Genomic DNA, 13,636 nt, shown 5'->3' on the forward strand with positions numbered 1-13,636 from the left:
GGGCCGTCGTCACCGTCGCCGGACCGGTTCAGGGTACCTCGGAAAGGACTAGACCAAAGGGTTCCTCAAGGAATGCCCTGTTGAGAAGTCCAGCGACGTCGCCTGTGAGCCACCCCACATCGTTCGCCCGTATGGACCTGGATCAGGCGTGGCAGACTGGCCATGTACCAGAAGCAGCGCACTCCGGGGTCGGTGAAAGTCCGAACCGGCGGTTACAGTCCGCGACCCGGTCACTTCCAGTGACCGGTTGACCAGGTGAAATTCCTGGACCGACGGTTAAAGTCCGGATGGGAGGCAGTGCGCGGCGGACGAGCACCATTTGTGTGCGCGTCGCCGTTTCTGGGCTCGCCCTCTTGTGGCGGGTCCTTTTCGGCGTCGCCCGCGGTGTTGTCGTTCGTTTCATTCTGTCGTCATCGACAGGCCCCGGAGTCCGTGCCCGATGTGGCAGGAGGACCCGGGAAGTGTTCACCGGAATCGTCGAAGAGCTGGGTGAGGTCACCGCCGTCGAGAATCTCGGCGACTCGTCCCGCTTCCGTCTGCGCGGCCCCGTCGTCACCGACGGAGCGAAGCACGGCGACTCCATCGCCGTGAACGGGGTCTGTCTCACCGTCGTCGAGCACGAGGGCGACGAGTTCACCGCCGACGTCATGGCGGAGACCCTGGACCGCTCCAGCCTCGGTGCCCTGAGCGCCGGCTCCCGCGTCAACCTCGAACGCCCCACCGCCGTGGGCGCCCGCCTGGGCGGCCACATCGTGCAGGGGCACGTGGACGGCACCGGCGCGGTGCTGGAGCGCAAACCGTCCGAGAACTGGGAGATCATCAAGATCTCCCTCCCCGCGGACCTGGCCAGGTACGTCGTGGAGAAGGGCTCCATCACCGTCGACGGCATCAGCCTCACCGTCGTCGACGCGGGCCCGGACTACTTCACCGTCAGCCTGATCCCCACCACCCTCGCCCTGACCACGCTCGGCCTCAAGCAGCCCGGCGACCCGGTCAACCTGGAGGTGGACATCGTCGCCAAGTACGTCGAGCGGCTGCTCGCGTCCGGCCAAGGGGCGGGCAAGTGAACTCCCTCAACTCCGAGGCCTTCGTCCTGTTCGGCCAGCACATCCTCTGGTCGGACATGATCGGCAACATCCTCGGCCTGATCGCCCTGGCCCTCGGCTGGCGGCGCAACCTGTGGAGCTGGCCGGTGCAGTTCGCCTCCGGCCTCATCCTCTTCGGCGCCTTCTACGGCCACCTGACCGGCAGCGCCGGCAAGCAGGCCGTCGTCATGGTCGTCGCGCTGTACGGCTGGTGGCAGTGGAACCGCAACAAGGGCACGGCCGAAAACGGCGGTGACGGTCACATCACCCCGCGGTTCGCCACCTGGCGCGAGCGCGGCGCGATGATCGGCGCCGCGGCCGTCGGCACGGTCGCGGTGGCCCTGCTCTTCAAGGCGTACCCGACCCTGTCCTGGGACCCCTGGCCGGACGCCTACATATTCGTGGGCACGGTCGTCGCCATGTACGCCCAGGCACGCGGCATGGTCGAGTTCTGGTTCGCCTGGCTCCTCGTCGACCTCGTCGGCGTCCCCCTCAACTTCGCCAACGGCTACGCCTTCTCCGGCTTCGTCTACGTCATCTACGGCGCACTCGTCCTGTGGGGCATGCGCGACTGGTGGCTGCGCTCCCGCGACGGCGCGCGGCCCGTCCTGGAAGGAGCGCCGGCATGACATCGGCACCGATTCTCTACAGCACAGACGGCATCGAGGACTGGTCCCTCGACCCGGTCGAGCAGGCGATCGCCGACATCGCGGCCGGCCGCCCGATCGTGGTCGTCGACGACGAGGACCGCGAGAACGAGGGCGACCTCGTCGTCGCCGCCGAGAAGGTCACGCCCGAGATCGTCGCGTTCATGATGAGCGAGTGCCGCGGTCTGATCTGCGCCCCGATGGAGGGCGACGAGCTGGACCGGCTCCGGCTCCCGCAGATGGTCGAGGACAACACCGAGTCGATGAAAACCGCGTTCACAGTGTCGGTCGACGCCTCGGCCGTTCACGGTGTGACCACCGGTATCTCGGCCGCCGACCGGGCGACCACGCTTCAGCTGCTCGCGAGCGGCACTGCTCAGGCCGACGAACTCGTCCGCCCCGGTCACATCTTCCCGCTGCGCGCGCGGGACGGCGGTGTGCTGACCCGCAACGGCCACACCGAGGCCGCCGTCGACCTCGCCCGCCTGGCGGGCCTGCGCCCGGCCGGCGCGATCGTCGAGATCGCGGGGGAGGACGGCCGTATGCTCCGCCTCCCCGAGCTGATCCCGTTCGCCCGCAAGCACGGCCTGACGATCATCTCCATCGAGGACCTGATCGCCTACCGCCAGGCCGCCGAGCCCACCGTCCGCCGCGAGGCCGAGGTCCGACTGCCCACCAAGCACGGCGAGTTCACGGCGTACGGCTACCGCTCCACCGTCGACGGTGTCGAGCACGTGGCGCTCGTCCACGGCGAGATCGGCGAGGGCGAGGACGTCCTGGTCCGCGTCCACTCCGAGTGCCTGACCGGCGACGTCTTCCACTCCCTGCGCTGCGACTGCGGCCCCCAGTTGGAGGCCTCCCTGCAGCGCATCCAGGAGGAGGGCCGGGGCGTGGTGGTCTACCTGCGCGGCCACGAGGGCCGCGGCATCGGCCTGCTGTCCAAGCTGCGGGCGTACGAACTCCAGGAGCGCGGCCGCGACACCCTCGACGCCAATCTCGAACTCGGCCTGCCCGCCGACGCCCGGGACTACGGCGCCGGCGCGCAGATCCTGGAGGACCTCGGGGTGCGCAGCGTGCGGCTGATGACCAACAACCCCGACAAGACGGACGCGTTGCTGCGGCACGGCCTCAAGATCACCGGCCGGGAGCCGATGCCCGTACAGGCGGGCGAGCACAACCTTCGCTACCTGCGCACCAAGCGGGACCGGATGGGCCACGACCTGCCGTGGCTGGACGCGGCCCCCACGGCACCCCTGTCCACCTGCAACAACCAGTAACAGCAGCGTTTTTCGAGCCGGCACGGACCGGCACAGAGCACGGACCGGCACAGAGGAGAGAAGAGAACGTGAGCGGCAAGGGCGCACCGGACCTGTCCGTACGCAACGTCGGAGACCTGCGGGTCGCCGTCATCGCGGCGCAGTGGCACGAGAAGGTGATGGACGGACTGGTGGACGGCGCCCTGCGCGCCCTGCACGACCTGGGCATCGACGAGCCGACCCTGCTCCGGGTCCCCGGCAGCTGGGAACTCCCGGTCGTGGCAAAGGTGTTGGCGGGCCGGGGCTACGACGCGATCGTCGCCCTCGGCGTCGTCATCCGCGGCGGCACCCCCCACTTCGAGTACGTGTGCCAGGGCGTGGTCCAGGGCCTCACCCAGGTCTCGGTCGAGACCGGCGTCCCCGTCGGCATGGGCGTGCTGACCTGCGACACCGAGGAGCAGGCCCTGGACCGGGCGGGCCTGGAAGGCTCCAACGAGGACAAGGGACACGAGGCGGTGACGGCCGCGGTGGCGACGGCGGCCACTCTCCGCTCAGTATCTGAACCCTGGCGGTGAGTGCCGGGCACTTGCGCATAGGCTGGGCCCCATCATGTCCAATAAGACGTTCGAGGAGCTCTTCACCGAGCTCCAGCACAAGGCCGCCACCGGCGACCCCGCCACTTCCCGCACCGCAGAGCTGGTCGGCAAGGGCGTCCATGCCATCGGCAAGAAGGTCGTCGAAGAGGCCGCCGAGGTCTGGATGGCCGCCGAGTACGAGGGCAAGGAAGCGGCCGCCGAGGAGATCTCGCAGCTGCTGTACCACGTCCAGGTGATGATGGTCGCCCGCGGAATCTCGCTGGACGACGTCTACGCCCACCTGTAAGTCTCCAGGCCTGCAAGTCTCCTGGTTCCACGTAAACCCGTACAAAACCATCACGCGAAGGAAGCCGACCTCATGCTGCGCATCGCCGTCCCCAACAAGGGTTCCCTCTCAGGACCTGCGGCGGACATGCTCCATGAGGCCGGCTACCAGCAGCGCCGCGAGTCCAAGGAACTGCGGATCGTCGACCCGGTCAACGAGGTGGAGTTCTTCTACCTCCGCCCCCGTGACATCGCGATCTACGTCTCCTCCGGCCGCCTCGACATCGGCATCACCGGCCGCGACCTGCTGATCGACTCCGGCGCGAGCGCCGAGGCGATCCTGCCGCTCGGCTTCGCCCGCTCCACCTTCCGCTTCGCCTCCAAGCCCGGCGCCGCGAACACGGTCGCGGACCTCAAGGGCAAGACGGTCGCCACCTCCTACGAGGGGATCGTCGCCAAGCACCTCGCCGACAACGGCATCGACGCCTCCGTCGTGCACCTCGACGGCGCCGTCGAGACCGCCATCGAGCTGGGTGTCGCCGAGGTCATCGCGGACGTCGTCGAGACCGGCACCAGCCTGCGCAACGCGGGCCTGGAGGTCTTCGGCGAGCCGATCATGAAGTCCGAGGCGATCGTGATCCGCCGCACCGGCGCGGAAGCCGACGAGGCCGCCGAGCCGAAGGTGCAGCAGTTCCTGCGCCGCCTCCAGGGCGTCCTGGTGGCACGGACGTACGTGATGATGGACTACGACTGCCGCGTCGAGCAGCTGGAGAAGGCCGTCGCGCTGACCCCGGGTCTGGAGTCGCCGACCGTCTCCCCGCTGCACAACGAGGGCTGGGTCGCCGTCCGCGCCATGGTCCCCTCCAAGGAGGCCCAGCGGATCATGGACGACCTGTACGACATCGGCGCGCGCGCCATCCTGACCACGGCGATCCACGCCTGCCGGCTCTGAGGGACGTACGAGTCATGTCCGATCTCCCTGTTCTCCCCGTCACATTCCGGCCGGGCCGTACCCGTGCCGTGCTGCTGGTCGCCGGTGCCGTGATCTTCGTGGTCATCACGACGGTCGCGATGCTTCTGGAGCAGCTCGGCCCCGGTGAACGGCTGAGTTTCATCGTCACGGCGGCCCTGCTCTTCGGTGTCCTCGCGATGCTCGCCCGGGTGAAGGTCGTCGCCGACGAGACCGGTGTCACCGTGGTCAACATCGCCAGCCGGCGGCGGCTGGCCTGGGCGGAGATTTTGCAGGTCAACCTGCGGCCGGGCGACCCGTGGGTGTTCCTCAACCTCAGCGACGGCACCAGCCTGCCCGCGCTCGGCATCCAGCCGGGTATCGCCAAGCAGCACGCCATCGCCGACGCGCGTGCCCTCAGGGCGCTCGCCGAAGCCCGCTCGACAAGGGATCTGCCCTAGAGACCCTTGTCTTGATTAATCTGTTGGCGGAGGCGTTTTCGTTGCGCCTCCGCCACTGATGTTCCCACCGGTCCTCAGAGGCCCCCTGCTACCCGAGGAGTGACTCCCTCCAGCGATGGACGGATCGTCCTGTAGTACCTGCGCCGCCCCCTCACGACATATCGAGGCGGCGGCATCATGACCATCCCCTTGCTGCTTCTCGGAGCGGCATTCCTGTTGATCCTCGCCAACGGCTTCTTCGTGGCGGCCGAGTTCGGCCTGGTCACCGTCGAGTCGACGGACGCCGAGAAGGCCGCGGCCGAGGGCGACCGAAGGGCCCGCAGAGTCGCGGAATCCCTCAAAGAACTCTCCTTCCAGCTCTCCGGCACCCAGCTCGGCATCACCATCACCTCCCTCGTCGTCGGCATGCTCGCCGAACCGGCGCTCGCGGAGCTGCTGCACGGCCCGTTCACCGCGATCGGCCTGCCCGAAGGGGCGGTCCCGAGCGTCTCGGTGATCGTCGGCATGCTGCTGGCCTCGGCCGTGCAGATGGTGATCGGCGAACTCGTGCCCAAGAACTGGGCGGTGTCCAAGCCCATGCAGGTCGCGCGCTTCGTCGCGGGCCCGCAGCACGCCTTCGCCCGGCTGTTCCGCCCGGTCATCTCCGCGCTGAACACCGTGGCCAACCGGCTGGTACGGGCCCTGGGCGTCGAGCCCGCCGAGGAGCTGGCCTCCGCCCGCACCCCGGGCGAACTCGTCTCCCTCGCCCGCCACTCGGCCCAGGCCGGCACCCTGGAACAGGACACGGCCGACCTCTTCGTACGGACCCTCTCGCTCGCCGAACTGACCGCGCAGCACGTCATGACCCCGCGCGTGAAGGTGAGCGCCCTGCAGTCGTCGGCGACCGCCGAGGACGTGGTCAACCTGACCCGCGCCACCGGCCTGTCCCGTTTCCCCGTCTACCGGGAGAAGATCGACGAGGTCGTCGGAATGGTCCACCTCAAGGACGCCCTCGCGGTCCCCGCGCACGACCGGCTGCGCACCCCCGTCGGCCGCATCGCCCGCCCGGCGCTGCTGGTCCCGGAAACCCTGCCGGTGCAGCCGCTGCTCAGCCAGTTGCGCAGCGAGCAGCCCATCGCGGTCGTCGTCGACGAGTACGGCGGCACGGCCGGCGTGGTCACGCTGGAGGACATCGTCGAGGAGATCGTCGGCGAGGTCCGCGACGAGCACGACGGGCAGGACGTGCCCGAACTCGCCGCCGCACCGCCCGAGGACGGCAGGCCCGCCTGGGACGCCGACGGCAGCTGCCGGGTCGACATCCTGCAACGCATAGGCCTGGACGTGCCCGAGGGGCCGTACGAGACCGTCGCCGGTCTTGTCGCCGACCTGCTCGGCCGGATCCCGGCCGCCGGTGACCGGGCCGAACTGCCGGGCTGGCGGCTCACCGTGCGCCGCGTCGGCCACTACCGCGCCGAACGGGTCCGCCTGGTGCGGACCGGGTCGGTCGTGGAGGTCGCCCGATGAGCGTGCTCCAACTCCTGTTCGCAGGACTGCTCGTGCTCACCAACGGCTTCTTCGTCGGCGCCGAGTTCGCCCTCGTCTCCGTGCGCCGCAGCCAGATCGAACCCCTCGGCACGGCCCGCTCCCGCCAGGTGCTGTACGGCCTGGAGCGGCTGCCGCAGATGATGGCCGCAGCCCAGTTCGGCATCACCGTCTGCTCGTTGACCCTGGGCGCGGTCGCCGAACCGACGGTCGCCCACCTGCTGGAACCGGTCTTCGAGTGGGTCCACCTGCCCGACGGGATGATCCACCCGCTCGGCTATGTCATCGCGCTCGCCGCCGTCGTCTTCTTCCACCTCGTGATCGGCGAGATGGTCCCGAAGAACCTCGCGATGGCGGCCCCCGAGAAGGTCGCGCTCTGGCTCAGCCCGGGCCTGGTCGCCTTCGCCCGTGTCTGCCGGCCCATCACCGTGGCCCTCGGGGCCTGCGCCGGGGCCATCCTGCGGCTCTTCGGTGTCGAGCCCAAGGACGAGGTCGAGGCCGTCTTCACCAGCGAGCAGCTCAACCGGCTGGTGGAGGACTCCGGTCAGGCGGGCTTCCTCGACCCCGAGGAGCAGGAGCGCCTGGAGGACGCCCTGGAGCTGGGCTCCCGCCCGGTGACGGACGTACTCCTCAAGCGCGAGTCACTGATCACGGTCAGTCCGTCGGTCACCCCGGGAAAGATCGTCGAACTCACCGCCCGCACCGGCTACTCCCGCTTCCCGGTGGCCGCCGACAACGGCGCGTTCATGGGCTACCTGCACGTCAAGGACGTCCTGGACCTGGAGGACTCGGACCGCGCGGTGCCGCAGCAACTGTGGCGCCCGATGACGACCCTACGAGCCGAACTCCCCCTGGACGACGCCCTGACGGTCATGCGCCGAGCGGCAACCCACCTCGCCCAGATCGCCGACAACTCCGGCAAGGTACTGGGCTTGGTGGCCCTGGAGGACGTCCTGGAACTCCTGGTGGGCGAGGTCACGGACCCGGCACACCGCGAGACCCCCGAGGTAAAGGTGACGGAGCCCCGAGCAAGCGACGACCCGGACCAGACTCCGACCAGCGGCGACCCGGAGCAGGCGATGGCCGGCTAAAGCGAACGGCACTGATCAGACGCAGGTTCCCCGTACCCATCCAAGGGGCGCGGGGAACTGCGCGACCAGCCACGACGAACCCGCAGCCGCGAACAAGACAGAACCACCCGAGCTGTCGCGCCCCGCTGCACCTCCCGGCAGGACTTCGCGCCTCGCTTCACATCCCGGCAGGATCCTGGGGCCCCCGCCCCGACAACACCTCGCCGTACGCCTGCATGAGATCCGGCAGCCTCAACGTAGACAGATCATCACGCGTCAACACACCGGGATACGTCGACAGCCGAAGATCTCGATACGCACAGCTCTTCTCGTAAAGGGTGCGCAGGAACCGCCCGTTCCCCAGCTCATCGATCCACCCCTGATCCACCACATGCCCCGCGATGGACCGCAGCTCGTCAAGAGCCTCCTCGTCCCACACGTCACCGTTCTCCGCGGCCAACACCTCGCCGATGGAGGTGAGTTCGAGGGGACGGTACGACGGGAAGTCGACCCGGGTCGTGAAGCGCGACGACAGACCGGGGTTCGCGGCGAGTAGCCGGTCCATCCCCTCGGGATACCCGGCCAGTATCACCACCAGGTGATCGCGATTGTCCTCCGCCCGCTTCAACAGCACCTGCAACGCCTCGTCGCCGTAAGCGTCCCCTTTGCCGTAACCGGAGTTGGAGAGCGAGTACGCCTCGTCGACGAAGAGGACCCCACCGATCGCGGAGTCGATCAGCTCGTTGGCCTTCACGGCGGTCTGCCCGAGGTACTCGCCGACCAGGTCGGCGCGCTGCGCCTCCACGAGATGGTCGCCGCCGAGCAGACCCAGCGCGTAGAAGACGCGACCGAGAATGCGGGCGACCGTGGTCTTGCCGGTGCCGGAGGGCCCGGAGAAGACGAAGTGCCGCTTGGGCGGCTGGACCGGCAGACCCTGGCCCGCCCGCAGCCGGGCCATGTTCAACTGCGCTGAAAGCGCCTTGACTTGGCGTTTCACGGGCTCCAGGCCCACCATGCGCTCCAGCTCGGCGAGCGCCTCCTCGAGTAATGCGGGGTCGGTCGGACCGGTGGGCAGTGCCGACGACGTCGTGGCGTTCTTCTCCCGCACGGTCGGATCGATCACCGACGGCAGCGGTCCGGTCGGCGGCAACTCCGGCTCGGACAGCCGCAGATCGCGGCCCTCGATACCGAAGAGCGGGTCCAGGCTGTCCGGCCCCTCCAGCGCGTCCGCGCCGCCGGAGAGGGTGATCGCCGCGAGGTCGGTGGCCTCGTCGTACCCGTCGCCCTCGGAGATCGCCGCGAGTCGGGCCGAGGTGTCCATGAAGGCGGGGTCGACGCGGTGCACGGCCCGGTAGAGGGGGAGTGCGGCGGCCGAGCGGCCGGTGCCCTCGTGGGCCCGCGCCAGCCAGTAGCGCAGCTCCTTGCGTTGCGGCTGTTCGCTGCGACAGCGCATCAGCGCGGACGCGAGCAGGGGCTCGGCCTGTCCGTACATCTCCAGGCGGACCCGGGCCATGCCGCCGAACAGGCCCGCCTCGATGCCGAGCAGCGCGTCGTCGATCAACGGGTCGGTGTGCCGGACGAGTTGCTCCCAGTCCTTGACCAGATAGGCCCGGCAGGCGTGCAGGAAGCGGACCTGATGGTCGGCGTCCACCGGCGGCAGGCCCGCCAAAGCCCGGTCCAGCTCGGGGACATGGCGTCCGTCCAGCCAGTGCGAGGCGTGCGCGAGCAGCAGATCGCGCGGGCTCTCCAGCACGGGCTGCACCCACCAGCCCAGCCAGTACCAGGAGTTGAGGGAGCGCCGGTGCCGCGCGCGCTGTTCCCCGAAGCGGTCCCGGTGCCGGAACATCCGCAGCAGCGCGGTCGTCGTGTCGACGCGCAGCGCGTGCAGACCGAGCCATCCGTCGGCCATCCCGGGATCCATCCGCACCGCGGCCCGGAACTCCTCCTCCGCCTGCGGATAGGCACCCATCGTGTAGGCATCCACACCTCGCAGCCAGGCGAGGTCGGCCGGGGCCTCGGGGCCCCGCGTGCCGAAGTCCATCACGTCCCCCACAAACCGTGCCCCCGTCGGTTGACCGGCGGGCCGTTGCCCGTCGGCCTCCTTGATCGAACCGCCGTGCCGCGGACCGGAGTTGCGGTGCGCGCAGCCGTCCGAAGGTCGCACCGAGGGCATCGTACCTGCGCAGGTGTCGCCCGCCGTAGGGTGCCGCACAGGCCGTTTGACGAGGTGGGAGCAGATGGGGCGCATCGGGAACGGTCACCGTGCGTGAGCGAATTGCGCCGTACAGCGTCCGGATGGCGGGACGAGGGCAGAACGAAGCCCCCGATCACGGGGGAACAACCGGGGGCTTCGCGTTTCTGGGCGGCTTCGCATGGCCGCACATTCAGAACGTAAGTCCTGTACGGCCCCCCGGTCAAGCCGAGTTGAGGCACTCCGGTAAGTCGCCGAAGGGGTCTCTTCACAAGTTCAGCACATTGCGGATGGTCCGTCACCCAGCGTGAGTTCCTGGTCCGGTCCAGCGGTGTTCACCGGCCCCGGGAGCACCTCGTACCCCTTCATGCACTGCCGTACCAGGGTGTCGGCGAACGGTCGTGAAGGATCCTCGGCGAAATGCAGGCGCTCCGCCGAGACCCACTCGCCCCAGAAATCCCGCTGTTCCTCCCCGTCCCTCCTGAGTCCTCGTGTCCAGGACTCCTCGGAGGGCAACTCCATCCACAGCAGACACGCCAGATGCGGGCGCAGTGCGCGGCGGCCCGCGCCGACGCCCTCGATCAGGACGACCGGGGCGGGCGGGAGCGTGCGGGGCGGTCCGAAGCGGCGGGCGTGCCAGTCGTAGGGGGTGTATTCGGCGCGCTCGCCGCGGCGCAGGGGGTCGATCACCTGTGCCAGCAGCCGCCCGGTCCACGCGAACAGCTCGTCGTGGCTGGAGATGTCGTCGAGGTGCAGCACCGGGGCGTCGTCGAGGGCGCGGCTCAACTCCCCGGCGAACGTGGTCTTTCCGGAGCCGGCGTGCCCGTCGACGCCGACCAGGCGGACCGGGCCGCAGGAGGCGGGGAGGCGGCGGAGCCGGGAGGCGAGGTCGTGAATGGCTCTTCCTTGACTGTGCGGTGACGAAATGGACCGATATGGGCCGACCGGAGTGCAGTGTCTCACGGGGGTGTTCGGGCAGGGATCACGGGAGGCGTTCGCCGCTGCGTCCTTGAGTTGATCACGTCAGTGGTCGAGACCAATATTCGTGGGCGTGCCATGGACGAAAGTGCTGTCAGGAGCTGTCACCTGCGGTCATAGTTGGCCCACAACCGTGCAGCGCACCGTGCACGGGACCAGCATCGAATCGGACACACGGGGGTCTCTCCACCTATGAGCAGAGCCGAACAGCCGTCCCGCAGAACCGTCCTGGCCGCCGCGGTCGCCGCGGCCGTGGTGGGCAGCGCCGGACCCGCCGTCGCCGCCGACGCGACCGAGCCCGTGGACACCGCCGACATCCCGGCCCGGCAGGGCCGCCAGGTCGACTACCGCGCCTGGACGACGTACTCCGACTGGCGCGGTGGCACCGCCAAGGGGGCCCGGGCGCTCGCGGGTGCCCGTCCCGGCGTGGAGATCGCGGCCCCGGCCGGTACGACCGACTACACCGACCCGCACACCGGCACGACCGCCGCCTGGGAGTACGCGACCTGGACGTCCCCCGTCCACAGGCTCGCCGTCCCGGCCACCGAGGTGATCTCCTCGTGGAACGCGCGCACCCCGGCCGGCACCTGGCTCCAGGTCGAGCTGACCGGGACCTACTCCGACGGCACGGCCGCGCCCTGGTACGTCATGGGCCGCTGGGCCGCCGGCGACGGGGACATCAAGCGGACCTCGGTCGACGACCAGACCGACGGCAAGAGCACCGTCTGGACCGACACCTTCGCCATCGACGACGCCACCACAGGCCTGCGCCTGGTGTCGTACCGGCTGCGGCTGACCCTCTACCGCAAGCCCGGCACCCGGCTCACGCCCACGGTGTGGCGGCTCGGCGCGATGGGCTCCGACGTCCCGGACCGCTTCACCGTCCCGGCCTCGACCCCGGGCCTGGCCCAGGAGTTGATCGTCCCGCGCTACTCGCAGGAGATCCACGCGGGCCAGTACCCCGAGTACGACAACGGCGGCGAGGCCTGGTGCAGCCCCACCTCCTCGCAGATGATCATCGAGTACTGGGGCGGCCGCCTCACCCCCGAGCAACTGGCCTGGGTGGACCCGGCGTTCGCCGACCCGCAGGTGTGCCACGCGGCTCGCTACACCTACGACTACCAGTACGCGGGGTGCGGCAACTGGCCGTTCAACGCGGCCTACGCGGCCACCTTCAAGGATCTGCAGGGCGTGGTCACCCGGCTCGGCTCGCTGACCGACCTGGAGACGCTGATCGCGGCCGGTATCCCGGCCATAACGTCCCAGTCCTTCCTCAAGGAGGAGCTGACCGGGGCGGGTTACGGAACCTCCGGGCACCTGATGACCGTGATCGGCTTCACGGCCGACGGTGATGTGATCGCCAACGACCCCTTCTCGCCGAGCGACGCGGCCGTGCGGCGCGTCTACAAGCGGCGGGAGTGGGAGAACATCTGGCTCAGGACCAAGCGGTACAACGCCTCCGGCAAGGTCGCCTCCGGCACCGGCGGGGTCTGTTACCTCTACTTCCCGGCGGATCCCACCCATCGCCAGCGCAAGGCGCTCGCGGCGGTCGGTGTGCGCTGAGCGAACAGGAACGGACAGGAACGGACAGGCGGGGGCCCGGGAGACCGGGCCCCCGTGCCGCTCCGGAACCAAACCCCGTGTGACCAAGCTCTCGGCCGCAAAAGGGCTGATCAGTGGCAAGGTGGACGGATCGGTGGGGGGAATCCACCCGATGCATCCGACCTCAGCGAGAAGCCATGACGACACACTCAGCCACCGCCGCCCGCGCCCGCACCGGCGGTCCCAAGGACGACGGCCCGAAGGTCCTGGAGCACGTCATGGGCTGGACCCTCGTCGTGGTCGTCGCGATGCTCGTGGCCCAGCTCGGACTGCTGTGACCTGACACATACGACCTGCCATACTGCGGATGTCCCACCGCCCTTTGGAAACAGGGTCGAATTTGAACATCAGCCACCAGAGCGACGCCGTCCGCCCGCGGGCGCGCGGCACGGAGCGCTCGCTGGCGCGCCGCGCCGAACTGATCGCCATCGGGCGGAAGTTGTTCGCCGACACGTCGTACGACGCGCTCTCGATGGACGACATCGCCCGGCAGGCGCATGTCGCCAAGGGGCTGATCTACTACTACTTCCAGTCCAAGCGCGGCTACTACCTGGCGATCATCCACGACTCGGTCGCCGACCTGATCACCTTCGCCGCGAGCGGACTCGAACTGCCGCAGGTGGACCGGGTGCAGCGCACGATGGACAGCTATCTGCGCTGGGCCGAGAACAACCAGGCCGCCTACCGCACGATCGTCAGCGGCGGCGTCGGTTTCGACGCCGAGGTGCACGCCATCCGGGACGGGGTGCGCGAGGCGATCGTCGCGACCATCGCCGACGGGGCGTACGGCCGCACCGACATCGCGCCGCTGGCCCGCATGAGCCTGTTCGCCTGGGTCTGCGGTGTCGAAGGCGCCACCCTCGACTGGATCGACCGCCCCTCGCTGTCGCGCGACACCATGCGCGAGATCCTGGTCAAGACGCTCGGCGGCGCCATGCGCGCCACCGAGGAACTGGACCCCTCCTACCCGGCCCCGGCCCCCGCGCGCCGCGACACCTGACCGGACCAACTGACAG

At 69.5% G+C, this 13,636-nt stretch carries 14 protein-coding genes and 1 riboswitch; of the genes, 12 read left to right on the plus strand and 2 right to left on the minus strand.

Annotated features, from left to right (window positions below):
• Positions 1 to 174: 174 nt before the first annotated feature.
• Positions 175 to 305, plus strand: a riboswitch (FMN riboswitch).
• 156 nt (positions 306 to 461) lie between these two features.
• The 9 genes from ACWDR3_RS29220 to ACWDR3_RS29260 all read left to right on the plus strand — a co-directional run bounded on the left by ACWDR3_RS29220 (position 462) and on the right by ACWDR3_RS29260 (position 7,870).
• A complete protein-coding gene (locus ACWDR3_RS29220) occupies positions 462 to 1,067 on the plus strand; it encodes a riboflavin synthase (RefSeq protein ID WP_450355565.1) in 606 nt (201 codons plus the stop codon).
• Complete coding sequence (locus tag ACWDR3_RS29225; RefSeq protein ID WP_450355566.1) at positions 1,064 to 1,714, plus strand: nicotinamide mononucleotide transporter family protein; 651 nt, start codon at positions 1,064 to 1,066, stop codon at positions 1,712 to 1,714. Before ACWDR3_RS29220 ends, ACWDR3_RS29225 begins: the two co-directional genes overlap by 4 nt.
• Positions 1,711 to 3,009 (plus strand): bifunctional 3,4-dihydroxy-2-butanone-4-phosphate synthase/GTP cyclohydrolase II, encoded by a 1,299-nt coding sequence (locus ACWDR3_RS29230; RefSeq protein ID WP_450355567.1) that lies wholly within the window; start codon positions 1,711 to 1,713, stop codon positions 3,007 to 3,009. Before ACWDR3_RS29225 ends, ACWDR3_RS29230 begins: the two co-directional genes overlap by 4 nt.
• Before the next feature lie 68 nt (positions 3,010 to 3,077).
• Positions 3,078 to 3,563 carry a 6,7-dimethyl-8-ribityllumazine synthase gene (gene ribH, locus ACWDR3_RS29235; RefSeq protein ID WP_450355568.1) on the plus strand — a complete coding sequence of 162 codons (486 nt, stop codon included), beginning with the start codon at positions 3,078 to 3,080 and terminating at the stop codon, positions 3,561 to 3,563.
• A gap of 34 nt (positions 3,564 to 3,597) precedes the next feature.
• Complete coding sequence (locus tag ACWDR3_RS29240) at positions 3,598 to 3,870, plus strand: phosphoribosyl-ATP diphosphatase (protein ID WP_006378313.1); 273 nt, start codon at positions 3,598 to 3,600, stop codon at positions 3,868 to 3,870.
• 72 nt (positions 3,871 to 3,942) lie between these two features.
• Positions 3,943 to 4,800 (plus strand): ATP phosphoribosyltransferase, encoded by an 858-nt coding sequence (hisG, locus tag ACWDR3_RS29245; protein WP_450355569.1) that lies wholly within the window; start codon positions 3,943 to 3,945, stop codon positions 4,798 to 4,800.
• Positions 4,801 to 4,814: 14 nt separating this feature from the next.
• Positions 4,815 to 5,258, plus strand: coding sequence for a PH domain-containing protein (locus ACWDR3_RS29250; RefSeq protein WP_450355570.1), 444 nt, complete (start codon positions 4,815 to 4,817; stop codon positions 5,256 to 5,258).
• Positions 5,259 to 5,435: 177 nt separating this feature from the next.
• Entirely contained in the window at positions 5,436 to 6,761 is a 1,326-nt protein-coding gene (locus ACWDR3_RS29255; protein ID WP_450355571.1) for a hemolysin family protein, read from the plus strand.
• Complete coding sequence (locus ACWDR3_RS29260) at positions 6,758 to 7,870, plus strand: hemolysin family protein (protein ID WP_450355572.1); 1,113 nt, start codon at positions 6,758 to 6,760, stop codon at positions 7,868 to 7,870. The genes ACWDR3_RS29255 and ACWDR3_RS29260 overlap by 4 nt, the downstream gene beginning before the upstream one ends.
• Before the next feature lie 157 nt (positions 7,871 to 8,027).
• Here the strand turns inward: ACWDR3_RS29260 and ACWDR3_RS29265 are convergent, their stop codons facing one another.
• Entirely contained in the window at positions 8,028 to 9,890 is a 1,863-nt protein-coding gene (locus tag ACWDR3_RS29265; RefSeq protein ID WP_450355589.1) for an AAA family ATPase, read from the minus strand.
• A 426-nt stretch (positions 9,891 to 10,316) separates the two neighbouring features.
• Positions 10,317 to 10,937, minus strand: coding sequence for a uridine kinase family protein (locus tag ACWDR3_RS29270; RefSeq protein ID WP_450355590.1), 621 nt, complete (start codon positions 10,935 to 10,937; stop codon positions 10,317 to 10,319).
• A gap of 273 nt (positions 10,938 to 11,210) precedes the next feature.
• Between ACWDR3_RS29270 and ACWDR3_RS29275 the strand changes: the two genes are divergently transcribed.
• The 3 genes from ACWDR3_RS29275 to ACWDR3_RS29285 all read left to right on the plus strand — a co-directional run bounded on the left by ACWDR3_RS29275 (position 11,211) and on the right by ACWDR3_RS29285 (position 13,620).
• The gene (locus tag ACWDR3_RS29275; RefSeq protein WP_450355573.1) at positions 11,211 to 12,581 is read left to right on the plus strand and encodes a peptidase C39 family protein; all 1,371 of its coding nucleotides are present in this window, start codon (positions 11,211 to 11,213) and stop codon (positions 12,579 to 12,581) included.
• 176 nt (positions 12,582 to 12,757) lie between these two features.
• On the plus strand, positions 12,758 to 12,898 hold the full coding sequence (locus tag ACWDR3_RS29280; protein WP_124002909.1) for an SCO1431 family membrane protein: 141 nt from the start codon (positions 12,758 to 12,760) through the stop codon (positions 12,896 to 12,898).
• Positions 12,899 to 12,960: 62 nt separating this feature from the next.
• Positions 12,961 to 13,620, plus strand: a complete 660-nt coding sequence (locus ACWDR3_RS29285; RefSeq protein ID WP_450355574.1) for a TetR/AcrR family transcriptional regulator — start codon at positions 12,961 to 12,963, stop codon at positions 13,618 to 13,620.
• Positions 13,621 to 13,636: the final 16 nt, after the last annotated feature.

This window comes from Streptomyces sp. NPDC001002, assembly GCF_053599215.1.